The sequence below is a fragment of the Thermodesulfobium sp. 4217-1 genome (genome assembly GCF_039822205.1).
Lineage (GTDB): Bacteria > Thermodesulfobiota > Thermodesulfobiia > Thermodesulfobiales > Thermodesulfobiaceae > Thermodesulfobium.
In genome coordinates this window covers 20,590-46,585 of record NZ_JBAGBW010000009.1, presented here as the reverse complement: position 1 = coordinate 46,585, position 25,996 = coordinate 20,590, and the positions used below count along the sequence as shown (strand labels likewise).

Genomic DNA, 25,996 nt, shown 5'->3' with positions numbered 1-25,996 from the left:
TTTTAGTCTATCAAATTCATATAGTTTATTTGAGAAGATCGATTTTCACCGGAGCCAGACCAGAACTCAGCATACCAATTCTTTCAGCAGCGCCTTCTGATAAATCGATAACCCTACTCCTGCTTCCCATTCTGTCGGTGATGGTCACCACTACGCTTTCACCATTATCTTCGTTTGTAACAAGCACAAGAGAGCCAAGCGGTAGCCATCTATGAGCTGCAGTAAGGTTAGATGGATAAAAAATTTCACCATTGGACATATACCTTCCTGCCAGATTGCTGCCATACCATGAAGCTATTCCTTCTTGAACGAATTCTTTCAGATAATATTTATGTGAGTATAAAACTCTTTGATCCTCGTTTGGCGAATATCCAAGGGATCTTTGAAGGCTTACCAACCAGGTATTTGTGATATCATTGTCTGATAAATTCTGCAGAAAAGCCTGACTCCTGCTGACCTTAAAGGCGAATTCGTCTCCTACGTAGCAACAGAAGTATTTATCTTCAGTAACAAACCTTATAGTAGAGGGATCGTAGACCCCATTGGAAGCACCAAAAAACTGGTTAATGGCATAAGAAATCTTGTCTGCTTCATTTCTAATCTTCTCAAAACTGCTATCATCAAACGATTTTAATACCAATACCTTTTGATCTTTAACAAAAATTTGAATCTCTTTAGGAGAAACCAAATCTTCCTTTACTATGCCTACCACTCTCTCCTGCCCAGCTTCAGCGCTCTTGCTAAATCCCAAAACAAACATATTACAAAATAATAAAATTAACAATAGATAAAATAAGCTCTTTAACCTCATTAAATCCTCCTCCTCTAACTAAATTTTCGCCTTCTTTCAAATTTTAATTTACACATATCAAGTTCCTTCAATATTGTCGTTCTTAGAGATAGCATTATCGATACTTGGCTCTTCAATAGTTTTAGATTCCTCAACAGATTGAGGCGTTTCGATAGTTTTAGATTCATCATCTGTTTTGGACTCTTCAACAGCTTTTGAAACCTCAAAGTTGCCATTTAAATATTGCATCAGGCTATCGCCTTGAAGAGTTTCATTCTCAATAAGTTTTGCAGAAATGTTGTTTAAGGTATCAAAAACCTTTAAGAGTATATTTTTAGAATTTTCATAGCAGCTCTCTACCATTCTTTGAACCTCTAAATCAATTTCATTTGCCATATTCTCACTATAGTTTTTGGTCTCAAAAAGATCTCTGCCCATAAACACATTTTCGCTTTTCTTTCCCCACGTTCTTGGGCCAAGATGCTCGCTCATTCCATATTCCATAATCATCTTTCTTGCGAGCTCTGTAGCTCTCTGAAGGTCATTTTGAGCTCCTGTGGTCACTTCCTTAAAAACTAACTCTTCAGCAGCTCTGCCGCCAAGTAGGACGCAGATGTTATTAATTAGTTCAGTCTTGCTAACCAGGTATCTGTCTTCACCTGGTAGTTGCAACGTATAGCCCAGCGCCATACCCCTAGGGATAATAGAAATCTTGTGAATTGGGTCGGTCCCAGGCAAATTATGAGCCACCAAAGCATGCCCTGCCTCGTGGAAAGCAATAATTTTCTTATCTTTTTCAGATATAACCCTACTTCTTTTTTCTATACCAGCCACAATTCTGTCAATTGCATCCTCAAATTCAGCCATAGAAATGGTCTTCTTACCCTTTCTCGCCGCCAGCAAGGCAGCCTCGTTAACTAAATTGGCTAAATCAGCACCAGCAAATCCAGGAGTTCTCTTTGCAATAACTTCCACATTTACTTCTGCCTCCATAGGCTTTCCAGCCATATGCACATCCAAAATCTGCTTTCTCCCAAGGAGATCTGGCCTATCCACTGTAACATGTCTATCAAACCTGCCAGGTCTGAGAAGTGCCGGATCCAATACATCAGGTCTATTCGTAGCTGCCATTACGATAATAGTCTCGTCAACCTCGAAACCATCCATCTCTACAAGCAGTTGGTTTAACGTCTGTTCACGCTCATCGTGTCCACCGCCAAGACCCGCTCCTCGTTGTCTGCCCACAGCATCAATTTCATCAATAAAGATTATACAAGGTGATTGGTTTTTCGCCTGTTCAAAGAGGTCTCTCACACGAGATGCGCCAACCCCTACAAACATCTCAACAAAATCAGATCCCGATATGCTAAAAAATGGAACCTTAGCTTCACCTGCTACAGCTCTCGCTAAGAGGGTTTTGCCGCAACCAGGAGGTCCGACCAATAGAACACCTCGCGGTATTTTCGCACCCATAGCTCTAAAGGGAGCAGGATTTTTGAGAAAGTCTATTATCTCTTCTAGTTCTTGTTTAGCTTCGTCGGCACCAGCAACGTCTTTAAATGTAGTTTTAGTTTTCTCTTGATGGAAAAGTTTCGCTCGTGATTTTCCAAACGACATAGCTTGACTTGCGCCGCCCTGCGCTTGCCTTAGCATAAACAGCCAAAAGCCAATCAATATCAATATGGGAAATAGCTGTGTAAGTATGGAAACCCACCAACCGCTGTCACTTGGCGGTTCGACTCTAATATCAACTTTTTTGTCAGTCAAAGTTTTAATTAAAGATGGATCGTTTTGAGGATAATATACAGTAAAAGAGGTACCATCTTTCAGCTTACCATTGATGATATTTTGAGAAGATGAAATGTTTACCTTTCTAACCTCTTCTTGATTGACCCTATCCATAAACTCAGTATAGGACAGCTCCTGATTTGCAACCTTTTTGCCGCTACTTAAGACAACAGTTAAGACAACGACTATTAGCAAAATTATGAGGTAAAACGTAACACTCTTAGTTATTTTCAAATACATATCCCCTTTTTAAAAATATTGATTAAACATTGTATCTTTTTTTATATGTAAGTGTCAAACAAAAGAAACTATATAGAGGTCTTTCAAGTTACGATATTTTTCAGCATAATCCAAACCATAGCCTACTACAAAGTCATCAGGAATGTTTAATCCGACATAATCAACAGACGATCTCTTTTTATTATCAGATTTATTTTTATAAAACAACACAATAGATTTAACGCTTAATGGATTCTTCATCTTAAAAAAGTTGCTTAGGTATTGCAAGGTGAGTCCAGAATCCAATATGTCTTCTACTATTAGAACATGATAATCAGACAGATCCCTTTTAATATCTTTGATCAGCTTGATCTCGCCAGAACTCTCGGTCTCATTCCCATAGCTTGACACTTCTACAAAATCTATTTCCAAAGGCAAGGATATTGCCCTTGCCAAATCCACAAGAAAGAATGCCGCTCCTTTTAAGACTCCAACTAACAAAATTTTTTTGCCAGAATAATCAGCGTCAATTTTTTTAGCCAAAGCATCAATTGTCTTTCCAATCTCATCCCTGTTAATTAATATCCTAAGTTCGTGTTCTTTCACAATATTCCTCCAAATTTTGAAAAAATAATTACAAAAATTAAAGCAAAAACATAATTTATCGTCTTAATCTTCGTTAAACCCAATAAATTGAAGCCAATGCCAATCAGCATAACTCCGCCAGTTGCATAAAAATTATCCGCAATAAATTGATTGCTAAACAAAGATGAAAATGAGCTTGCAAAAAAGGTTAAGGATCCCTGATAAACAAGTATGGTAATAAATGAGAAAAAAACTCCAATACCCAAAGAAGAAGCAAGGAATATTGAAGATACTCCATCAAGTGCAGATTTTAGCAATAAAATTGAGTAATCACCTTTTAGCCCATCTTGAAAAGATCCCAGAATACTCATTGGGCCAATGCAAAACAATAAGCTCGCGCTCATAAAAGCATTTACAACATCACCTTTATTTAGCTTGTTGTTTAAATGGCTATTCAGCCTCTCAATCAATGCGTCAAGCGCTATAAATTCTCCTACCAATCCCCCCAAGATCATAGAGAGAAGAACCCAGAAGATGCTCTTGACCTCAAGAGAAAGTTTCAAACCTATAAGAAGTGTAACCAAAGCAATGGCGTTAATTACAATATTCTTATGTCTTTCGGCTAAACGAGAGCCCATAAATAAGCCCATAGTGCTTCCAACTATTACAGAACAAGCATTAATTATAGTTCCTGTCATTGCGCCTCCATGTTAATTTCAACTTCTCTAAAAACTTATCATAAACAATTTCAATATTATAAGACTTAAAAAAGTTTTCATCAAAATAAACAAACGGTGACCACCTAAGAATATTTTTATAGAAAACCATTGGCATAAATTTATAGAAATATTGATTTCTATTATTAAAAAAGCTATAAAGATATACTTTCTTGCCGTTCAAAACGAGATAATCAGAACTCCTAAAAAACCTAATCTGCAAATCAATTTTAGTTTCTAATGGCTTTGAAATTGTGATTCCCAAATCATCTGGAATCTTGTCATCAGAATACCCTTTTGAAAAATGTAAATCATATATAGAGAAAATATTTTCGTTTCTATAGATACCATTATCTTTAAATGAAGAAAGAGAGATATGTGAGTTATTTGCCAAATATTTATAAAGTAATTCAATTTCTTTAAAGCCATAGGGAACATTTAATGAATTTAAAAATTTTATAATAACTCTTCTTATTAAAGCAACGTCAAAGTTAAATAACTCTTTAATATATATGATATTGGCCCAGGGCAATTTAATTACAACATCGGCATAAATTTCATCAGTAACCCTATCAAGATAAGCGTTTTCATCTTCTGCCAATTTAATAAACGTGTCAAAATGATCCAAAGAATTTTGCCAAATGTTTTCTATTCTCGGCGATACTTCTTTCCTGATAAAGACTCTTTTATAATTAGTATCTTCATTGTAAGGATCAGATATATAATGCAGTCCCAAATGTTCACAAAAAACTCTAATCTTTTCTCTTCTAACGTGAATTAGAGGACTAAAAATAGCAAAATTTTTATTCTTTCTTACCTCTTTGGGAGAAAGCATTCCACTTAGCCCTGTTCCGCGGCAAATATTCCACAAAAAAGTTTCAAACCTATCATTTAGATTGTGACCCGTGAATAAAACATTTGAATCTATTTTACTCATTGTATTAGCAAAAAACTTGAACCTATTTTTTCTTGCCTCGTCTTCATCTTTTTTTTCGGGAGCCTTTGAAGATCCGAAAATAACTCTGAAGCTGTACCTTTCAGCATAATTAGCAATCAAATCTCTTTCAAAAACGAGATCCTCTTTTCTCCAACCATGATCGAAATGCAGCAATATAAAGTTTCTTTTAATTTTTAATTCTGATAACACAAACGCCAACAAGACTGAATCTGCTCCGCCTGATATGGCAATACAGGGATTAAGAAGATCAACGCTACTCTTTTTAATTATTTCGTCAACGTGAAACACAAGGTCTTTTATTTCAGAATTAATAGACATAAAAGAATGGTAGCGGCGAGTGGATTTGAACCACTGACACAGCGGGTATGAACCGCTTGCTCTGCCTCTGAGCTACGCCGCCACATAAAAGCAGAATTATTGTAATGAAATATTCGAATAAAGTCAAGAAAAATATTAAAAAGAATTTTGCCAAAATAAAATATTTTTCAACTGACACCTCAAATTTTAAATCTAAGAAACAATAAATCTTACTTTTAATCCTCTTTAACTTAAAGCTGTTTATTCAAAATTTTATAGAAATCCTGTATAGACCTTACCTCTATTTCAGAACTCTTCAGAGCCTCAATGGCGTTCACTGTTGCAGCAGCTCCAGCAATGGTTGTAATGGTCGGCACATGATGCAAGAGAGCCATCCTTCTTATCTTATAGTCATCTTTTCTTGCACCCTTACCAGATGGTGTATTTATTATGAGCTGGATTTCGTTATCCTTAACCATATCAAGAATTGTATGACCGTCTTCGCTTGCTTTTTTTACTTCATTAACCTTTATCCCGTTAAATTTTAGAACCTTAGCAGTTCCCTGTGTAGCATATATGTTGAAGCCCATATTTACAAGGCTTTTTACTATAAATACGATGTTTCTCTTATGCTTGTTTGAAACGCTCACAAAAACATTCCCCCTAAGAGGCAGCTCTTCACCAGCAGCAAGTTGAGCTTTTGCATAAGCCTTTCCGAATTCAAAATCAATTCCCATCACTTCACCAGTAGACTTCATCTCTGGTCCCAAGATAGTGTCAACTCCTGAAAATCTTCCAAATGGCAATACAGCTTCTTTTACCGCAATATATGGGAGATCTAATCTTTCTTTGATATTAAAGTCTTTTATCTTTTTCCCGAGCGATATTTTTGTTGCCAGCTTAGCCAGCGGGATACCTATAGTCTTGCTTACAAACGGGACTGTCCTTGATGCCCTTGGGTTTACCTCTAATACATAAATTCTATCTCTGATGGCAAACTGAATGTTTATTAAACCTCTTACCCCCAACTTTAAAGCAATCTCTCTTGTAATCCTAGATAGTTCAGATACCTCTTCCTTAGTCAAGCTAAATGATGGCAGCACGCAAGCAGAATCTCCTGAATGAATGCCTGCCTCTTCAATATGTTCCATTATTCCGCCTATAAATACCTCTTCTCCATCACAGAGCGCATCGACATCTATTTCTATTGCATCTTCCAAAAATCTGTCAATTAAAACGGGCTTAGCTTCAGAAACCTCAACTGCTTTTTTGATATACTCGAGTAAATCATTATCATCATAAACAATCTCCATAGCCCTGCCGCCCAAAACATATGACGGTCTGACCAATACTGGATAGCCAAGACCCCTTGCAACTTTTAGCGCCTCACCTGACGACTTTGCAATGCCTGCAGCAGGTCTAAATATTTTTAAGCTCTCTAAAAAGGCATCAAATCGCTCCCTATCTTCTGCCATATCAATAGCCTCTGGAGATGTCCCAAGAATTGGAACACCAAGTTTCTCAAATGATTTAGCAAGCTTCAAGGGTGTCTGACCGCCAAACTGTATTAATGTCCCTAAGGGTTTTATTCTTTCAATAATATTCATAACGTCTTCAAACGTTAAAGGCTCAAATAAAAGCTGATCGGAGGTATCATAATCAGTAGAAACAGTTTCGGGGTTACAGTTTACCATTATTGCAGCCTTGCCCAAATCTTTGGAAGAGCCAACTGCATGAACACAACAATAATCAAATTCGATACCCTGTCCAATTCTATTTGGGCCAGCCCCTAAAATAACTACAGACTCTTTGTCCTCAAAAGGAACCAGTTCGTTCTCCTGATCATAAGTAGAATAATGATATGGAGTAAAGGATTCAAACTCAGCAGAACATGTATCAACCGTCTTATATACTGGAACAATTTCGAGATCTTTTCTATATTTTGAAACCTCTTGTTCGTTTGATCCTGTTAGAAAAGCTATCTGAAAATCTGAAAAACCATCTCTTTTTAAATTAGCCAGGCTATCTTTTTCAACAGAGTATAGATCCTTATTCATAAATTCTTTTCCTGTTAAGACAATTTCTTCAAGTTCTTTTAAAAACCACTTATCTATTCCAGTTAGTTTATTTAGCTCGTCAACACCTAAACCCATTTCCAATAGCCTGTGAATTATAAAAATCCTATTGTCTTTAGGGGTTCTAATTTCTTCTATAAGTTCATCCTTTGTCAATTTTGCAAGGTCAGCATCCTTGCCGTCGAATCCGAATCCTTTTCTGCCGTTTTCAAGGGATCGGATAGCCTTTTGAAAAGCTTCTTTGAAATTTCTTCCAATTGCCATAGCCTCGCCCACAGACTTCATCTGGGTATCCAATACCCTTGAGGTTCCATGAAATTTTTCGAAATCCCATCTGGGTATCTTTACTACCACATAGTCTAATGTTGGCTCAAAAGATGCTGGAGTCTTCTTTGTAATGTCATTTGTAATTTCATCAAGGCTGTACCCCACAGCAAGAAGGGCAGCAATTTTTGCAATTGGGAATCCTGTAGCCTTTGATGCAAGCGCAGAGCTCCTTGAAACACGTGGATTCATCTCAATAATTACAATGCGACCGTCGTTTGGGTTCATCGCAAACTGAATGTTTGATCCGCCCGTATCCACACCAATTTTTCTAATGATCTTGATAGACATATCTCTTAGGATTTGATACTCTTTATCGGTTAAGGTTTGGATTGGGGCTACGGTAATGCTGTCCCCTGTATGAACGCCCATAGGATCCAGGTTTTCAATAGAACATATTATAACTACATTGTCCTTTTTGTCCCTCATTACCTCTAATTCAAACTCTTTCCAATTAAGGACAGACTCTTCAATCAGAACCTGATGAATCATACTAAGATCCAATCCATTAGCTACGTGAGCCATTAGATCGTCAAAGTTATAAGCAATGCCCCCACCTGTTCCGCCCAACGTAAAAGATGGCCTTATTATCAATGGAAAACCGAGTTCAAAAGCAATTTTTTCTGCTTCGTTTATACTGTGTGCCACTCCGCTTTTAGGCAGATCCACACCAATTTCTTTCATAGTTTCTCTGAATAAAAGTCTATCTTCGCCCTTCTTAATTGCGCCAACATTCACGCCCAGCATCTCGACATTATATTTTTCTAATATTCCTGCTTCTGCCAGGTTTACCGCAACATTGAGGGCAGTCTGTCCCCCCAAGGTAGGCAATATTGCATCTGGCTTTTCTTTTTGTATAACCTTGGTTACAATTTGTGGGGTTATGGGTTCAATATAAGTGTGATCGGCCATTTCTGGATCGGTCATAATTGTAGCAGGATTTGAGTTTACTAGAACTACTTCATATCCTTCCTGCCTTAAAGCTTTTATAGCCTGAGTACCAGAATAGTCAAACTCGCATGCTTGACCTATCACTATAGGTCCAGAACCTATTATAAGAATCTTTTTTATATCTGTTCTCTTAGGCAAGTCTTATCACGTCCTTAATTTATAATATTTTTATTAAGTATTAAATTTTCACTTACTTATTTCTTCATCAATTCACAAAATTTTTTAAATAAATAGCCAGAATCGTGAGGTCCAGGACTCGCCTCTGGATGATATTGGACAGAAAAAATTGGCAATTTTTTGTGCATTATGCCTTCAACTGTTTTGTCATTTAAGTTTATATGAGTAACTTCCCAATTGGATTTATCAATCGATTCTGGATCAATAGCAAATCCGTGGTTTTGAGAAGTAATCTCAACATCACCAGTCTCAAGCCTCTTTACAGGATGGTTGGCTCCATGGTGGCCAAATTTCAACTTGAAAGTCTTAGCGCCTGAAGCAATACCCATTAACTGATGGCCTAAACAGATTCCAAAAATCGGAACCTTACCAAAAAGATCTTTTAAAGGCTTGATTGCATATTCTACTGCAGCAGGATCGCCAGGACCATTAGAAAGAAACACGCCGTCTGGCTTTATAGACATAATTTCCTCTGCGCTGCTATAAGCTGAAAATATTGTTAATTTGCAACCCAAAGCAGTTAGTATCCTAAGAATATTCCACTTTACACCGTAATCGACAACTGCGACATTAAATTCTCCCTCTGGCTTAAATCTTTCATTAACCCAGATATCCTTATCAGTCCACGTATATTTTTCCTTAGGCGTGACGTCTTTGACAAGATCGAGGCCCTCCATAGATGGCAAACGCTTAATTTTCTCATATAGAGATTCAGGATCGAGATCGACTGTGGATATGATTCCATTTAAGGCCCCTCTAGTCCTTAGCTTCCTTGTAAGAAACCTTGTATCGATGTTATCTATACCCACAATATTATTCTTACTAAGATATGAGCCAAGGGTTTCTTGTGCCCTCCAATTAGACGTTCTGTCCTTGTAGTCTCTAACTATAAAGCCTTTGACAAAGGGCTTGAAGCTTTCAACGTCTTCGCTGTTTACTCCATAGTTCCCTATTAAAGGATAAGTCATGGTTACAATCTGCCCACAATATGATGGATCGGTCAGAATTTCTTGATATCCGCTCATGCTGGTATTAAAAACTACTTCTCCTAAGACTTCCCCTTCTGCGCCAAAAGATCGTCCAATAAATAAACTTTTATCTTCCAATAAAAGCATAGCTTTTTTAAAGTTCAAATGAAAAACACGTCCTTTCCTTTAATGTTAACTCAAGAATAAAAATTTAACTTTTATATTTCTTTAACAGTCTGTAAAAAGTTATTATCTTTATAAATCACTTTCCCATTGTAAAAAGTAGCAAGGGGAAAACCAAATAGTTTTTTATCTAAAAATAAAGAGAGCTTACACTTTGAAAAAAACATTTCAGGTTCCACCAAAAATTCTTCATTCTTTTTAAAAATAAAAAAATTAGCTTTAGAATTATTTTGTAATTCCAAAACTGGAATAGAAAATACTTTAGATGGGTTTACTACCATCCATTTTATTATGTCTTCTAAACCGCATTTATTGCTCATAACAAAATGTGTATACAAAGCAGCAAAAACAGTCTCCAAGCCAGGAGTGCCAAATGGGGCTTGACTATAGTCGAGCTCTTTCTCCTCCAGCGTATGCGGAGCATGGTCGGTACAAATTATATCAATAATTCCATTTTTTAAAGCATTGAAAAGTTCATACATATCCTCTTCTTCTCTAAAAGGAGGATTTACTTTAAACTTGGTATCGAAAATAGAAATATTTTCACAATTAAATATCAGGTGGTTCACAGTAACTTCAGAAGTAACATTTAAATCCTCTTCTTTAGCAATCTCAATATATTTTAAGGAGTGCCTTGTAGACAGATGAGCAAGGTGCAATCTAGACCTTGTCTCTCTTGCCAAAGCGACATCTCTTGCCACACAGACCTCTTCTGATGTGTATGGAATTGATTTAATCCCATAAGCCCTAGAAAGCCTACCTTCATGAATCAATCCTCCATCGCTCAAAACAGCATCTTCAGGATGATCTATAATTACCCCATCGAAAGTCTTAGTGTAAATTAACGCTTTTCTTAGAATATTTGTCGTAATTGGCCTTCCGTCATCAGAAAAAGCTATTGCACCGCTCCTTTTCATCTCCAAAAGGGGAGAGAGCTCCTCGCCTGCTTGGTTCTTTGAAACAGCTCCCACAGGATAAATTTTCATACTTGAATTTTTATCAATGTTGCTCACTAAGTAATCAACAAGATATGCGTTATCCACAACAGGTTTTGTGTTTGGCATTGTAAATATCTGGCCAATTCCTCCCCTTGCTGCAGCTCTTGAGCCAGAGGTAATATCTTCCTTCTCTTCTTGACCGGGAACTCTCATATGAGTGTGCACATCAGTCAAGAGAGGCATCACGACGAAATCTTCGCCATCTACAACTTCTTTATAATCAGACATATCAAATGAATCTAAAAAATTTACATTGCCAGATGAATCAAGATAAAAATTAATCCTTTTTGAACTTAGATCTGAAAAATATACTAAAATATTTTTAAACAATATTTTATCCATTTAATAACCTCGCTGCTCGGTATTCTTATCTAAATGCTCACCGATATTGTCAACTTTGTGTCCCAATAAGTGGTAAAAGATAGACATTCTTATTGCCAAACCATTTGTTACCTGCTTCCTAATAAGGGCATTATCGCTATCTGCAACTTCAGATGAAATCTCAAGGCCTCTATTCATAGGTCCAGGGTGCATAATTAAAACCTTATTATTGTTCACAAGTCTTTTGGTATTTAAGCCATAAAAGATTGAATATTCCCTTGTGCTGGGAATCCATGCACTCGCAGCCCTTTCAAGCTGAATTCTAAGGACTATAATTGCATCAGCGTCGTTAATAGCCTCATCTAAATCCCAATACACATCCACATCCCATTCTTTTTCAAATTCTTCCCTAACAAGTGTGGAGGGACCGCAAAGTGATACCTTAGCACCAAATTTTTTCAAAAGCCATATGTTTGATCTTGCAACTCTGCTATTTAAAACGTCTCCCAAAATTAAAATTTTCTTGCCAGAAAGATCTCCAAAATGTTGTAGTAAAGTAAATGCATCAAGTAATGCCTGTGAAGGATGCTCATTGGAACCATCTCCAGCGTTAACTATTTTTGCTGAAGTAAAATTCGTAATATAATCAGGAATTTTAGAAACAGAATGTCTTATAACAATGCAATCTGGCTTCATAGCATTGAGCGTCAAACAGGTATCCTTGATGGTTTCACCTTTTTTGGTTGAGCTTTGAGAGATAGAAAGGTTCACAACATCTGCGCCAAGAGTTTTGCCAGCAATTTCAAAAGATGTTCTCGTCCTCGTGCTGGGCTCAAAAAAAACAGTTAAAATAAGTTTGCCTTTAAGAATTGGTACCTTTTTTGTAGGCCTATCTAAAACCTCCAAAAATTTTCTTGCATTATCAAATATTTCCAAAGCTTCGTTTAATTCTAAATTCTTCGTGCTCAGTAAGTGAGAAATCACTCTAAAATAATCACCTCATCCACATTATCAATCTCTTTAAGTCTCACATTAACGTCTTCTTTTGAAGAAGTTGGCACAAATCTACCTAAATAATTTGCATTAATCGGCAGCTCTCTGTGACCTCTATCAATTAATATCAATAATTCTATTTTCTTTGGTCTGCCAAAATCAAAGATAGCTTCTATCGCTCCCCTGATGGTTCTCCCCGTAAAAAGCACATCATCAACTATTATAATCGAACGTTCTTGAGTAGAAATTAAATTTGTTGTTTTTAAAGCAATTTTTTCTTTAGTATATAAATCATCCCTGTATGGAGTAACATCCAATTCTGAAGTATCTAACCTTATCCCCTTTTCATTTAAAAAAATTTCAGCAATACGCCTACTTAAAAAAACTCCCCTTGTCCACAAGCCTACTAACAAAAGCTCATCAAAATCTTTGTGATTCTCATAAATCTCATACATCAAACGATGAAGTATCTTATTAATTTCCTGCTCATTTAAAATCTTTGCTTTGAGCATAATACCTCCCTATTAACTATAAATATGTTACTACAAATTTTAAGAACTGTGAACTGTTTACTCTTATTGTATAATTGATTAATGAGATACTAACTTTTAAGGAGGTTTTATTTGTCTTTTTACAATCATTTAAAGGAAGAAACGCTAAAACATATTAGCAGCCTATACCCAGACATCCAGGATCCTAACTCATTCATTGAGATCCAAATATCCAACCCCCAATATGGCGACTACACTATTTTAAGTGCAATGAAATTAGCAAAATATCTCAAAGAGTCTCCAATAAAAATTGCGAATAAAATAGCTGAAAGATTTAGTAACGATATTTTCTCAATCCAGGTTGTAAATCCAGGTTTCATAAATATCAGTCTAAAAGATTTTACCTTACAAAATATTTTAAGAGATTTTTCTATTAAACCATTTTTAAGCAATAGAGAATCGCCAAAAATATTAATTGAATATGTCTCTGCCAATCCTACGGGACCTCTTCATATAGGACACGGCAGATGGGCTGCTTTTGGAGATTCTTTAAACAGGCTATTAAAGGACTATGGGTTTAATGTCCAAACAGAGTTTTACGTGAACAACTATGGAAATCAAATGGAGTTATTTACCCAATCAATCATAGCCAGAATGAAAGAGTTGCTAAAACAAGATTTTGTTTTTCCAGAAGGCGGATATCAAGGAGAGTATGTTATAGATATCGCAAACAAAATCTTGAACAAACATCCTATTCTTATTAAAGAAGAACAAAACCTACATTTCGATCTCATAAAAGAAGAGGCCTTAAATATCGCGCTAAACGAACAAAAAGAAACACTTAATAATTTTGGAGTCAACTTTGACTCATTTTTTTTTGAAAGCAAATTGCACGAAGAAGATAAAATAAATAAAATAGTTGATATCTTAATTTCAAAAAATCAAACATATAGAAAAGATGGAGCGCTTTGGCTTAAGACTTCTGATTATTTAGACAATGAAGATAGGGTCTTAATAAGAGAGAATGGATTGCCCACATATTTTGCAGCAGACATAGCATATCATTATGAAAAATTTAAGAGAAATTTTGATATTTACATAAATATATGGGGAACCGACCACCACGGTTATATTGCAAGGCTCAAAAGTGCCTTGAAAGCACTGGGATTACCTGAAGAAAGGCTTATTATCCTTTTAGGTCAATTAGTTAACCTTTACAGGAACAAGAACCTTATAAGAATGTCAAAAAGAACTGGAAATATGATAACCCTCAAGGACCTTCTTGATGATGTAGGGCCAGATGTACTAAGATTTTATTTAGCCTCCCGATCTTTAAACAGTACAATAGACTTTCATATAGAAAAGGCAAAAGAAGTTACAATGGACAATCCACTCTACTATATACAGTATGCATGTGCAAGGATATCAAGCATAAAAAGAAATATTGCAGAGCAGATACCAGATGACATAGAAGAGTACTCAAAGTATATTGAGGGCGCAGACGAACTTGAAATTATTAAAAAGATTGATAACTTTGATTTTTTCAGAGAAAAGGCAGTGCGAGATTATGAACCATACTACTTGGTCACTTACATGTTAGACCTCTCAAGACTATTTCATATTTATTACCAAAAGAGCAGAATTATTAACGATGAAAAGACTGTCCAATGGTCCAGGCTTTTTCTGATAACCAAAGTTCATGAAGTCCTATCGAAGGGCCTTTCCTATTTACGCATTATTCCTCTGGAGAAAATGTGAAATTTAAAATTTTATTAGCGCTTATATTTTTTTCTTGTTTGTTTACCAATTACGCAAACGCAGCCGATCAGCTTCAGGTCAATCTTACTATTTCTGGAAATGAGAAGGTAGATGGCAATTATAGCTCTATTGATTCGCTAACCGTTCACGTAAAAGCAGACAGCGCCCTGATAAAAGAAATACTTCAAAACACGCCAGATTATGGGCCTGTATTAGAATCTTGGCTGAAACTTGGGAATAAGCCGCCTGTAACGGGTCCAAAATTGATTTACGGATTAGACTTCTATTCACCTGATGGAAGGACCTTATATTCGACTGATATAGTATTCTTCGCAAGAAGATATTCTGTGGTAAATGAAAATGGTCAAAGAAGGCCAGTAAATGAAGTTGTAGATGAAACTAATATAGTAATACCTGTCAAAACTGAAATGGATGGCACATACAAACTTTTGATAAATAAGGGCAGCCAACCACTTTACGTCAAAAATATCGTTTTAGAAAAAGACAATGTTGCAAAAAAAACTACGCCTGAGGAACAAAATACAACTAAAGAAAAAGTTAATAGTCCCATAAAAATTAAAAGTTTTTCTGATTTTATGCCTATTTTGCTTGCAGTAGTTGGTTTATTGCTAATCTTTGTATCATTCTTTACAATCGTATTAGCTATTAAAAAATTCCCCAGAAAGCCTGAGGCAAAATGTCCATTTTGTCACAAAACACTCTTTGATGAAGATGATAATTTTTGCTGCTATTGCGGTGCTTTATTAAAACCAGAAAAAAAACAGGATACTGACGGCAAGGAAGATGTCTAAAAAAAAAATTATATCCCTTCTACTCCTTGTAGTTAGTTTCCTATTAATAAATTTACACAACCCTTCAAACGCACAGACCATAATCAATTATGATAAAGAATATAAAGAAGGTCAAAAAATTGCAAAGGACATTGAATCTTATTATAAAATCGTCAAAAACCCAGCAGTTCAAGAAAGACTAGACAAAATTGCCAGTAGACTGCAAGTATATGCCAGAGAATTTTCAGGCGTTAAAAACCTAAAGTTAACCATAAAGGCTTACCATAGCGATGACGTTAATGCCTTTGCCCTGCCGGGAGGTTTTATTTTTGTAACTACCGGAATGTTAAATTTTGTCAGGACTGATGACGAATTAGCTTGTATACTATCGCATGAGACCGGCCACGTCGTTTTAGATCATCACCGAAAACAAATGGAGCTTCAAAAGAAATATACCCTCGTAGCACTTGCGGTAATAATAGCATCAAGGGGAAACGCCGCTGCTAGCGAGTCTGCAAGTCTATTGTCAATGGCAATGATGAATCAATATTCTATAGGACTTGAAAAACAGGCAGATGAATTTGCCATCAGGTGTGCTATGGCATGTGGCTACAATCCAGTAGGACTGTTAACTACTATGGAGAGGCTAAATGCAAGAGAGAGAAGCTACCAGGATATAAACTGGGGAATCTACCAAAATCATCCAGAAACAGAAGAAAGAATTCACTATATTATCGCTGCTTTAAAAAGTTATGGCGTTGTAATTAACAGAAGAATTGCAGCCGATTATTTCAAGGTTACAAATATTGGGCCAAATGTCTATATTGAAAAAGATTTGTGGTTCAATCTTCAAGACTATCCAAATATATTTCCAAATCCTTTTATAGATTTGACATCGGTAATAAAAAACCTAAACCTTGCATTTGATGAAGAACCTAGCATTTATGATATAAACGTTGTTGGTGAAGGGGATAGTGTTATAATTTACGTTAAGAATATAAAGGTTATTTCTGCAAAAGATACAGAAGAAAACAGAAAAATCTTAACAACCCTATGTTCTGAATTAAAAAAAATAGTATGGAAAAATTCTTTGTGGGAGGCATTTAATTAAATGCATGAAGCAAGTATTGTACAGGAAATAATCGACATAACCACTGAACAGGCAAAACAAAACAATGCTCACAAGGTTCTCGAAGTAGAGATAACTGTTGGCGCAGGAGCAATGATAGAAACTGATCTCCTATCAGGAGCATTCGATGTTATGAAAAACGAAACAATGCTCGAAGATGCAACCTTAAAGATAAATAAGGTTAACCTTAAATTACACTGTCTAAATTGCGATAAAATATCAGAAAGCGATAGAATGGTCAGTATGGAATGTCCATATTGTCATTCGTTTGAAACAATAATTGAATCAGGTAGGGAAATGCTTATAAATAAAATTATTGCAGAATAAATTTATTCAAAAATTATTCAAGATAGAAAAGAAGGGAGACAAATAATGGATATAAAAGATATTAATATTCCAATTTTATCAAAAAATATAAAAGAGGGGGAGACAAATAAAAATATTTTTGAGTCAAAGGGGCTCTTGACGATCAACCTCATTAGCTCTCCTGGTTCCGGGAAAACTACTTTACTTGAAAATATTGCTCCTATATTAAACGAACAAGGTTTTCCTTGTTTAGTTATCGAAGGTGACATTGCTACTACAAGAGATGCAGAAAGGATTAGCAAAAAAGAAATAAAATGTGTCCAAATTAATACTCATGGCATCTGTCATCTCGAATCCAAAATGATAAGGAAGGCATTCGAACAGCTAGATATCGTGAATGAGAAGATATTGTTTATCGAAAACGTCGGAAACCTCGTATGTCCGGCAGAATTTTACCTGGGAGAACACGAAAAAATAGCAATATTAAGCGTAACAGAGGGAGAAGACAAGCCAGAAAAATATCCACTCCTGTTTAAAGAGTCTTCCTGCGTGCTTTTAACCAAAGTAGATCTATTACCTTTTCTCGATCTAACCGAGGACATCTTCATTTCAGAAATTAGGAAGTTGAATAAAAAGGCGCCAATCTTCCTTATGTCAAAAAAAGACAAATCTTCATATATGGAATTTATTGAATGGTTAATCCAAAAACACCTTGCTATCTTTGGGGGAGAACGATAATAGAGTTTCCTTCATGTTTAGGGATGGTTGTTGGTTGACTGTTTTCATTTGAATTTTTTGTTTTCCCGACAGTATTTTCTTTTCTTTTCTCCTCAGTCGGAACATAAGGAGTTCCAGGGTATCTACTGTCATATTCTGTAGGTACATTGTCCTTCGGGAATGATTTTAAAATAGGATTTGGGCACTTGTCTGTAGCCAATTTATCAGAACCGCTGCAAATCCAAACACTTACCTCATTGCCACTAGAAGATCCGATAGACTCAGAACTCTTTGGAAAATATGCAACGGGTGTCCCTGTAAGAGCATACTTCATAAATCCAGCCCAAATTTCAGCAGGGATAAATCCACCAACTACACCGTTCATTGGCGAATTATCGTCATTTCCTACCCAAACGCCACAAACCATATTTGGAGTAAATCCCATAAACCATGCATTCCTAAAGTCGTCAGTAGTGCCAGTTTTTCCTGCAGCAGGCCTACCAATATTAGCAGCCATTCCAGTACCGTGTAAAATTACGTTAGTAAGCATACCGTCAAGCACCGAAATATATTTTTCCTCAAAAACCCTCTGTGGTATAGGTTTATTTTCTTCTAAAACTTTACCGTTTCTATCTACAACCTTGGTAATAAATATTGGTTCCACCCTTATTCCTCTATTTGCGAAAACGCCATAGGCAGAAGTCATTTCAAGAAGGTTCACATCACTCGCACCAAGAGCAAGGGCAAGGTTTGCGTTTAGGTGGCTTTTAATCCCAGCCTTTCTTGCCGTTTTAATTGCGTTCTCTACCCCAACCATGTCAAGCAATTTCACACTTGGAACATTCCTGGATAGCATTAGAGCCTCCCACATAGGAATGTTACCCATAAAAGTTCTCTCATAATTCTGAGGACTCCATGGACCTTCAGGGGTTTGATATGTAACGGGAGTATCAGATAATGTAGTATTAGGACCCAGTCCCTGTTCCAAGGCGGTCAGGTATACGAATGGTTTAAAAGAAGATCCTGGCTGTCTCTCAGCCATTATTACTCTATCAAATTGACTTTTTTCGTAGCTTGTTCCGCCCACATAGGCTCTAATCTCTCCGTTTTGTGGATCGATAGCAACCAGTGCCCCTTCTGAAACGTGAAGATAGCTGTATTTTTTCACATAATCTTTTACCATCTTATCTGCTTCTTCCTGCATATTGTAGTCAAGAGTAGTATAAATTTTTAAGCCACCAGTATAAACTTCATTATAACCGTATTTTTTAGCCATTTCTTGTAAGATATGATCGACAAAATAAGGAGCTATTCCGCCCCATCTGGTATTTGAATGAACGATATCAATTGGCTGACTGTATGCATCATTTGCCTGAGCCTTAGTGATATACCCTACGTCAACCATTCTGTTTAATACTATCTTCTGACGCTCTTTTGCTAACTTAAAGTTTCTTACAGGTGAATAATATTCTGGAGCACTTATTAATCCTGCAAGCATTGCAGATTCTGCTAAATTAAGATTTTTTACGTCTTTGTTAAAGTAATACTTTGAAGCGGCCTGGACTCCATTGGTACCATGCCCCAAATAGATTTCGTTAAGGTAGAGTTCTAATATTTTATCTTTGCTTAAAGTCAGATCTACCCTAATAGAAATGACCAATTCTACCAGTTTTCTCATTAAAGTTTGCTGTGGAGTAAGATAAATATTCTTTACCAGCTGCTGAGTCAAAGTACTGCCGCCTTCGATTTCTTTTCTATGCATAATATCTGCGATAAAAGCCCTCATAATGCCAATAGGATCGAAACCCACTTCTGAATAAAACCTTGAGTCCTCGACTGCTATTACAGCGTCTCTAAGATTATTTGGGATATCCTTCAATGGAACCACGACTCTGTTCTCAGAATCATACAGAGTAGTTATCAACTTGCCATTTCTATCAAATATCTGTGTAGCCTCAGGTGGAGCATAGTTTTCAAGGCTTTCTACGTTTGGAACTTTAATAAAAGAATAAATTGTTACACCAGCTAAAAGACCTACAACAAAAAGAGCTAGAAAAATCCCTATAAAAATTAAAAATTTTTTTATTTTACTTAACATTGTCTATATTAGTTGCCTTAATTTAAGAGACACATAAACGCTGGCCTCATCAGGAGGTACAAGATTTGAACTCCCATCACGCCTAATCTTTATCTCAATAAGACCAGACTTTGAAAAATGTCCTCCTATAATTATCTTGATCGGTATCCCTAAGAGATCTGCGTCTTTAAACTTTACACCTGCTCTATCATCACGATCATCGAATAAAACGCTAATCCCCCTGTCCCTGAGCTCATGAAAGATCATATCTGCGGTATTTAGCTGATTTTCATCTTTTACATTAGCAGGAATAACTATAACCTGATAGGGGCACAAAGTTGCGGGCCATATAATTCCAAATTCATCGTGGTGCTGTTCTACAACAATAGATAGAAGCCTAGAAATGCCAATACCATAGCATCCCATCTCAAAGGGTTTTTCCTTGCCATTTTCATCCTTGAAACAGGCTTTCATAGGTTCGCTATATTTTGTGCCAAGCTTAAATACATGACCAGCCTCGCTGCCAGTGCTTTCAACAAGCTTGGCACCACAACGCGGACAAAATTCTCCAGCTTTTGAAACCCTTAAATCAAATATATTATCCGAGTAAAAATCTCTTTTAAAATAGACGTTTTTAAAATGGTATCCATCTTTATTGGCTCCAGCATAAAACGAGACGTTTTCTACACAAACCCTCTTATCACATATTAACTTTATGTTGTTTACTTTAACTGGCCCTATAGAGCCAACAGATAAATCGAGTTTTTGCTTAATTTCGTCAGGTGTCATCATAGATATTTCTTTCCCACCAAAGGCATTTTTTAATTTCACTTCATTTAGCTCATCATCACCAGCCAATATTATCATTGTTGGTTCGCCTTCAATTTTATACATCAGAGATTTTAGAATGTACTTTTGATCCACACCCACAAATTTAGAAACTTCATCAACAGTTTTTGCATTTGGAGTAGATACGATATCCAAGTCTGAAAAATCCCTGACATCAAAAGGTTCATAGCTTGAAGATGCCTTTTCAAGGTTGGCAGCATAAGAACAGCTCGAACAATACAGTATTTTATCTTCGCCATAAGGAGTCAGAACCATAAATTCGTGAGAAACACTCCCGCCAATAGCACCAGAGTCTGCCTCTACAGATTTAAAATTTAGCCCCATTCTATTAAGAATTTTTTCATAAGCGTGAAACATATCCCAGTAAGTCACATCAAGATCTTCTTCGTTTCTGTGAAAGCTATAGGCATCCTTCATAATAAATTCCCTAGACCTCATCAAACCAAATCTTGGCCTTATTTCATCCCTGAATTTTGTCTGTATTTGAAAAACAGAAATTGGGAGCTGCTTGTAAGAACTAACTTCTCTGTTTATTAAATCAGTTATAACCTCTTCATGAGTAGGACCAAGCGCATATTCTTTATCATGTCTATCCTTGAATCTCATAAGTTCAGGACCATATTTTTTCCATCTGCCAGAAATTTCCCAAATCTCCTTGGGTTGAAGGGCAGGAAGAAGTAATTCTTGAGAGTTTATGTTAATCATTTCTTCTCTAACTATATTTTCAATTTTCAATAAAACCTTCTTAGCCAATGGCAAATAAGTGTATATCCCTGAGCCAAGACGCCTTATGTATCCAGCCCTCAGCAATAAGATGTGGCTGATAGCCTCTGCATCGCCAGGTACTTCTTTTAAAGTTCTAAAAAACAATTTGGAAAGTTTCATAAATCCTCCTGAGAAATAAGAGATTCAAGCTCATCTAAAAAAACTTCTTCCATATTATCGTTATCAATTTTTTTAATTATTTTTCCATATTTAAATAAAAATGCAAAATTTTTCGCACCTGCAATGCCTAAGTCAGCAGATTTAGCCTCTGATGGACCATTCACTGCACAGCCCATAATAGCAATTTTTAAAGGCTTTTTAACGCTTAAGAGCCTTTTCTCAACAACTTTTGTTAATCTCTTTAAATTTACCTCTGTCCTACCACAAGTCGGACAGGATATGATCACAGGACCCGCTTCAATGTCCAGAGATTTAAGTATTTCTTTGCCAACCCTAATCTCATCAATTGGATTCGAGCTAAGAGAAACTCTAATGGTATCACCAATTCCCTTGTCTAACAAAATGCCTAAACCTACGCTCGACCTGACTGTTCCTTGAAACATAGGACCTGCCTCAGTAACCCCTAAGTGCAGTGGATATGGAAACTCCTTATAAAGTCTTTCATAAGTTTTTACAAGCAAGTTAACAGAAAATGTCTTTGCACTAATTACAATATCGCCAAACCCCGCTTCTTCCAGCAAGCTTACTTCTCTTGAAACAGACTCAAAAAGGGCATTAACAGGATCTTCATTAAAAAGGTTGACAAGATCCTTAGGGATAGAACCCTCATTTACGCCTATTCTGATAGGAACTTTATTATAAGCTGCAGCCTTAACCACCTCTAATAAGTTACTTTTTGAGCCAATATTGCCAGGATTAATTCTAATTTTGGAAATTCCAGCATCGATAGTTTTTAAGGCCAGCCTATAATCAAAATGAATATCAGCTACCAATGGTATTGATACCTTTTTAATAATTTTTGCTATTGATTCAGCAGCTTCATTGTCTGGTACTGCAAGCCTTACCAGGTCAGCCCCAGCCTTTTGGATTCGCTTGATTTGACCCACAGTAGCGCCTACATTTCTTGTATCTGTCTTTGTCATTGTCTGAACAAATATCTTGCCCGAGCCAAAAACAAGATCTCTAACTAAAACTTCTTTTCTTATCATTTCTTAAAAAGTCTCAACACATCGAAGTAGCTTACAAATATCATTAATAAGATTAGAAATACAAAACCAGCAACATGTATAAAGTTTTCCTTCTTAGGATCTATAGGTTTTCCTCTAATCATCTCTATAATCAAAAATAGTATCCTAGAACCATCAAGTGCAGGGATGGGTAACAAGTTTAATATTCCAAGATTTAAAGACAAAAATCCCACAAAAAAGAGAAGAGCAGTCGGACCTTCATTAGCAGCCTGACCAAGCATATTGGCAATGCCTATTGGACCAGCCAAACTCCCTACGGGTACCTGTCCCGATATCAACATCCATATACTAACAACGAGCGCAATTCCCCATGATAAAGTTTGAGTAAAGCCCATATATACAGAATCAACAACAGAATACTTTTTCATAGTGCGATCGAACATTATCCCGATAAGATATCTATTGTCTTTTTGATCAAATTCTGGATAAAGGCTGATATTAATGTCCTTGCCATCTCTTAAAAGGGTTAAGTCTAATTTTTCGCCTTTAGATTCAGAGACTATTCTTATTAAATCGTTTGGCGTTTTTATTGAAATGCCATTCACTGAAACAATTCTGTCACCAACCTGGATTCCAGCTTTTGCAGCCGGAAAATCACTATTTACCGATTGAATTCTTAAATCTGGAACATATACTCCCTGGGTAAAAACAAGGGTAAACAAAACTGCAGCCATAATTATGTTCATAACAGGCCCAGCTACTATTACTAAAATCTTTTGGAAAGACCTTATCTGATCAAATCTCTTTGTTCCAGGAGGGACCTCTCCCTCATCTAAGCCAGCAATTCTTACAAAACCTCCAAGAGGCAGTATTCTAACGCTTAAATCAGTTTCTTTATATTTGCTTTTGAAAATTCGTGGACCAAAACCAACAGAAAATTCGTAAACTCCTACGCCAAAAATCCTTGCAAATACAAAATGTCCCGCTTCGTGAACAAGCGTAGCCACAAATATAACCAAAATGAAAATTAAAATATTCTCCATTAAAGCTTATAAACCTCCAATAAATTTAAAGTTTTCTTAACAGTCTCGTCATAAATTAAACCAACTTCTTCAAATGAAGAGACGTCACCAGAATATGATTCCGATAAGATTAATTCTAACATCTTTGGAATATTTAGAAATGAGATTTGCTTATTTAAAAATGCGTTTACCAGGACTTCATCACAGGCAGCAAGCGTCGCGGTTTTAACTGAGCCGCCCTTCAATGCTTCGTATGCAATACCTAGACAAGGAAACTTATTATAATCTGGTTGCTCGAACTCTAAAATAAAATCTTCTTTAAAATCTTCTATTTGATGGTCCCATCTTTCAGGATAAGAAAGAGCATGCTGAATAGGTATGCACATATCAGGTTTATAATATAAAAACTTGACAGATCCATCAAGGAATGTAATCAAAGAATGCACCAGGCTTGTTCTATTAATAAGAACTTTAATTCTGTCAGCATCTAAACCAAAAAGAAAAGATGCCTCAATTACCTCAAAACCTTTGTTCATTAGGTTGGCAGAATCCACTGTAACCTTTGGTCCCATTTTCCATGTTGGATGAAGCAATACCTCATCAACTGATGGATTTTCGACAAAATGTTTCTTGTGAAATGGGCCGCCAGAAGCAGTTAGGTATATCGAGCTTACAGAGGATATATCCTCACCTTCTAATAGTTGAAAAATTGCGTTGTGTTCGCTATCTACTGGTAAAATTGTTTTGCCCATTTTTTTAGCATAATTGACTATTAAATTCCCACCATAAACGAGTATCTCTTTGGTAGCAAAAGCAAGATCCTTGTCAGAATCCAATGCAGTTTTAGCAACATATAGAGAATCCTTACCAACCCAAGCTAATAGAACTACATCAGCATCAGTTTTTTCAATCATCTCCAAAATGCCTTGAAACCCATAAAAAATATTTTTTGGTCCTATATCAAGCTCTGCTTCATACAACAAACTAACGCTCTCAGGCTTGAATTCTTCGATCTGACTTTTAAATTTCTCTGATCCCGTGCGAGCAGCTAAACCGACAATCTTTAATTTATCTGAATGCTTCCTAACCACATCTAATGCTTGAGTGCCTATTGAACCAGTGGACCCAATTAAAATTATCTTTTTCATTTAATACCCACAAGATAAAAAATCATAAAATATAAAACGGGAGCAGAAAAAAATAGACTATCAAATCTATCAAAAAAACCACCGTGACCTGGCAAGAGATTGCCAGAGTCCTTACAATCAAACGTTCTCTTGATTAATGATTCGCTTAAATCAGAAATTTGCGAAACGACATTTACAACAGCACCTAAAAAAATTAACAAAAATATAGATTTTTGCAAATAAAACGAGAGGGCAATAAATGGAATAATGCCAAAGATTAGATTTGCCAGTGCACCTTCCCATGTTTTTTTAGGTGAAATATTGGAAAGCCTGTGTTTGCCGAAATTTTTACCAACAATATAAGCCATAGAATCGCCAAGCCATAGGCTAGATAAGAGCGATATAGACCAAAAAAATCCGTTATCAAGATTTCTAATAAGATAGAAAAAGGATAGGGAATAAGATATAAAGAAGGAAATTATGAATGAGAAACTAATATCAAAAAAGGAATATCTGTTGACAAATATCAACGGAAAACTAAAAAAAAGCAATGTAGATAAAAATACTGCAAGCGGCAAAAAACCAAAAATGCTTCCAAAAAAAATTAAAAATGAAGTTATGAATGTGACAAAAGGCATATTATAGTTCTTGCTCTTCATCATAAGATTAACCTCATAAGTGGAGCACAATATTAATACTGACAACAAAAACATAAACCAATAGTTGCCAGCATATACAAAGAACAACAAAACTGGTATGCCCCACGAAGCCGTTATAATCCTAAAAATCAAGAATTACGTCCCCCAAATCTCCTTTGTCTGCTATGATATTCTGCAATAATACCATCTAAATCGTTTTCTGAAAAATCTGGCCAAAGTTTGTCAATAAAAAATAGCTCAGTATATGCTATCTGCCATAAAAAAAAGTTACTTATCCTTTTTTCTCCACCAGTTCTTATCAATATATCGGGATCAGGAAAAGAGTTAGTAAGTAATGATCTTGAAAAATTCTCTTCATTGATTTCAGATTGAGCAGCATTTAAGTTGTTAACTGCATATAGGATTTCTTTTCTTGAACCATAATTAAAAGCAACTCCAAGGTTAACTTTTATAGGTGAAACCTCAATTTTTTCCGAATTTTCAATTAATTTCAAAACATCCTTTGATAAATTTTCCTTAAGAGAGAAAAATTTTAATTTAACTCCTCTTTTTGACCAATCTTTTATGTACTTCTCAATACCATCATAAAAAATTTTAAAAATTCCAGTTATTTCTTCTTTTGGTCTCTTCCAATTCTCTGTCGAAAAAGCGTAAACGCTTAAATAAGGAATATCTCTATCTATAAAACAATTAACCATTTCTTGTAATTTCATGAATCCTTCAAGATGGCCATTAAAAACTGGCATCGACCTCGTCTTAGACCATCTTGCGTTGCCATCCATTATAATGGCAATATGGTTTATTTTTTGCATTA

The 25,996-nt window shown here is 36.0% G+C and carries 22 protein-coding genes and 1 tRNA gene; 5 read left to right on the top strand and 18 right to left on the bottom strand.

What is annotated here, in order from left to right; genetic code table 11:
- Positions 1 to 25: 25 nt before the first annotated feature.
- The 11 genes from V4762_RS04890 to pyrR form a co-directional block, all read right to left on the bottom strand.
- Entirely contained in the window at positions 26 to 811 is a 786-nt protein-coding gene (locus V4762_RS04890; RefSeq protein WP_347314661.1) for a septal ring lytic transglycosylase RlpA family protein, read from the bottom strand.
- Between the two features lie 57 nt (positions 812 to 868).
- Positions 869 to 2,818: an ATP-dependent zinc metalloprotease FtsH gene (ftsH, locus tag V4762_RS04885; RefSeq protein WP_347314660.1), complete on the bottom strand. Its 1,950-nt coding sequence runs from the start codon at positions 2,816 to 2,818 to the stop codon at positions 869 to 871.
- 54 nt (positions 2,819 to 2,872) lie between these two features.
- The gene (gene hpt, locus V4762_RS04880; protein WP_347314659.1) at positions 2,873 to 3,403 is read right to left on the bottom strand and encodes a hypoxanthine phosphoribosyltransferase; all 531 of its coding nucleotides are present in this window, start codon (positions 3,401 to 3,403) and stop codon (positions 2,873 to 2,875) included.
- On the bottom strand, positions 3,400 to 4,080 hold the full coding sequence (locus tag V4762_RS04875) for a DUF554 domain-containing protein (RefSeq protein WP_347314658.1): 681 nt from the start codon (positions 4,078 to 4,080) through the stop codon (positions 3,400 to 3,402). Before V4762_RS04875 ends, hpt begins: the two co-directional genes overlap by 4 nt.
- Positions 4,061 to 5,374 carry a tRNA lysidine(34) synthetase TilS gene (gene tilS, locus V4762_RS04870; protein WP_347314657.1) on the bottom strand — a complete coding sequence of 438 codons (1,314 nt, stop codon included), beginning with the start codon at positions 5,372 to 5,374 and terminating at the stop codon, positions 4,061 to 4,063. The genes V4762_RS04875 and tilS overlap by 20 nt, the downstream gene beginning before the upstream one ends.
- 7 nt (positions 5,375 to 5,381) lie before the next feature.
- Positions 5,382 to 5,456: transfer RNA gene (locus tag V4762_RS04865), tRNA-Met, on the bottom strand.
- Between the two features lie 148 nt (positions 5,457 to 5,604).
- Positions 5,605 to 8,841 carry a carbamoyl-phosphate synthase large subunit gene (carB, locus tag V4762_RS04860; protein WP_347314656.1) on the bottom strand — a complete coding sequence of 1,079 codons (3,237 nt, stop codon included), beginning with the start codon at positions 8,839 to 8,841 and terminating at the stop codon, positions 5,605 to 5,607.
- A 56-nt stretch (positions 8,842 to 8,897) separates the two neighbouring features.
- Positions 8,898 to 10,013, bottom strand: coding sequence for a glutamine-hydrolyzing carbamoyl-phosphate synthase small subunit (carA, locus tag V4762_RS04855; protein WP_347314655.1), 1,116 nt, complete (start codon positions 10,011 to 10,013; stop codon positions 8,898 to 8,900).
- A 53-nt stretch (positions 10,014 to 10,066) separates the two neighbouring features.
- Positions 10,067 to 11,371, bottom strand: a complete 1,305-nt coding sequence (locus tag V4762_RS04850) for a dihydroorotase (protein ID WP_347314654.1) — start codon at positions 11,369 to 11,371, stop codon at positions 10,067 to 10,069.
- Positions 11,372 to 12,334, bottom strand: coding sequence for an aspartate carbamoyltransferase catalytic subunit (locus V4762_RS04845; RefSeq protein WP_347314653.1), 963 nt, complete (start codon positions 12,332 to 12,334; stop codon positions 11,372 to 11,374).
- Positions 12,331 to 12,855, bottom strand: a complete 525-nt coding sequence (pyrR, locus tag V4762_RS04840; protein WP_347314652.1) for a bifunctional pyr operon transcriptional regulator/uracil phosphoribosyltransferase PyrR — start codon at positions 12,853 to 12,855, stop codon at positions 12,331 to 12,333. The genes V4762_RS04845 and pyrR overlap by 4 nt, the downstream gene beginning before the upstream one ends.
- 111 nt (positions 12,856 to 12,966) lie before the next feature.
- On the opposite strand from pyrR, the gene argS reads away from it, so the two are divergent.
- From argS to hypB, 5 genes are read left to right on the top strand one after another with little or no spacing between them, the layout of a single operon-like run.
- Entirely contained in the window at positions 12,967 to 14,592 is a 1,626-nt protein-coding gene (gene argS / locus V4762_RS04835) for an arginine--tRNA ligase (protein ID WP_347314651.1), read from the top strand.
- Positions 14,589 to 15,404, top strand: coding sequence for a hypothetical protein (locus tag V4762_RS04830; RefSeq protein ID WP_347314650.1), 816 nt, complete (start codon positions 14,589 to 14,591; stop codon positions 15,402 to 15,404). The genes argS and V4762_RS04830 overlap by 4 nt, the downstream gene beginning before the upstream one ends.
- Positions 15,397 to 16,494: a M48 family metallopeptidase gene (locus V4762_RS04825; RefSeq protein WP_347314649.1), complete on the top strand. Its 1,098-nt coding sequence runs from the start codon at positions 15,397 to 15,399 to the stop codon at positions 16,492 to 16,494. Before V4762_RS04830 ends, V4762_RS04825 begins: the two co-directional genes overlap by 8 nt.
- Positions 16,495 to 16,839 (top strand): hydrogenase maturation nickel metallochaperone HypA, encoded by a 345-nt coding sequence (gene hypA, locus V4762_RS04820; protein ID WP_347314648.1) that lies wholly within the window; start codon positions 16,495 to 16,497, stop codon positions 16,837 to 16,839.
- A 45-nt stretch (positions 16,840 to 16,884) separates the two neighbouring features.
- Positions 16,885 to 17,556, top strand: a complete 672-nt coding sequence (gene hypB / locus V4762_RS04815; RefSeq protein ID WP_347314647.1) for a hydrogenase nickel incorporation protein HypB — start codon at positions 16,885 to 16,887, stop codon at positions 17,554 to 17,556.
- Here hypB and V4762_RS04810 read toward each other — a convergent pair.
- Genes V4762_RS04810 through uppS form a run of 7 tightly spaced genes read right to left on the bottom strand, consistent with a single transcriptional unit; the run spans position 17,534 to position 25,994 of the window.
- Positions 17,534 to 19,633 carry a transglycosylase domain-containing protein gene (locus tag V4762_RS04810; protein WP_347314646.1) on the bottom strand — a complete coding sequence of 700 codons (2,100 nt, stop codon included), beginning with the start codon at positions 19,631 to 19,633 and terminating at the stop codon, positions 17,534 to 17,536. The genes hypB and V4762_RS04810 overlap by 23 nt on opposite strands.
- A gap of 3 nt (positions 19,634 to 19,636) precedes the next feature.
- Positions 19,637 to 21,346, bottom strand: a complete 1,710-nt coding sequence (locus V4762_RS04805) for a proline--tRNA ligase (protein ID WP_347314645.1) — start codon at positions 21,344 to 21,346, stop codon at positions 19,637 to 19,639.
- Positions 21,343 to 22,395: a flavodoxin-dependent (E)-4-hydroxy-3-methylbut-2-enyl-diphosphate synthase gene (gene ispG / locus V4762_RS04800; RefSeq protein WP_347314644.1), complete on the bottom strand. Its 1,053-nt coding sequence runs from the start codon at positions 22,393 to 22,395 to the stop codon at positions 21,343 to 21,345. The genes V4762_RS04805 and ispG overlap by 4 nt, the downstream gene beginning before the upstream one ends.
- Positions 22,392 to 23,417: an RIP metalloprotease RseP gene (gene rseP, locus V4762_RS04795; protein ID WP_347314643.1), complete on the bottom strand. Its 1,026-nt coding sequence runs from the start codon at positions 23,415 to 23,417 to the stop codon at positions 22,392 to 22,394. The genes ispG and rseP overlap by 4 nt, the downstream gene beginning before the upstream one ends.
- Positions 23,417 to 24,544: a 1-deoxy-D-xylulose-5-phosphate reductoisomerase gene (gene dxr / locus V4762_RS04790; protein ID WP_347314642.1), complete on the bottom strand. Its 1,128-nt coding sequence runs from the start codon at positions 24,542 to 24,544 to the stop codon at positions 23,417 to 23,419. Before dxr ends, rseP begins: the two co-directional genes overlap by 1 nt.
- Positions 24,541 to 25,314 (bottom strand): phosphatidate cytidylyltransferase, encoded by a 774-nt coding sequence (locus V4762_RS04785; RefSeq protein WP_347314641.1) that lies wholly within the window; start codon positions 25,312 to 25,314, stop codon positions 24,541 to 24,543. The genes dxr and V4762_RS04785 overlap by 4 nt, the downstream gene beginning before the upstream one ends.
- The gene (uppS, locus tag V4762_RS04780) at positions 25,311 to 25,994 is read right to left on the bottom strand and encodes a polyprenyl diphosphate synthase (protein ID WP_347314640.1); all 684 of its coding nucleotides are present in this window, start codon (positions 25,992 to 25,994) and stop codon (positions 25,311 to 25,313) included. Before uppS ends, V4762_RS04785 begins: the two co-directional genes overlap by 4 nt.
- Between the last annotated feature and the right edge of the window lie 2 nt (positions 25,995 to 25,996).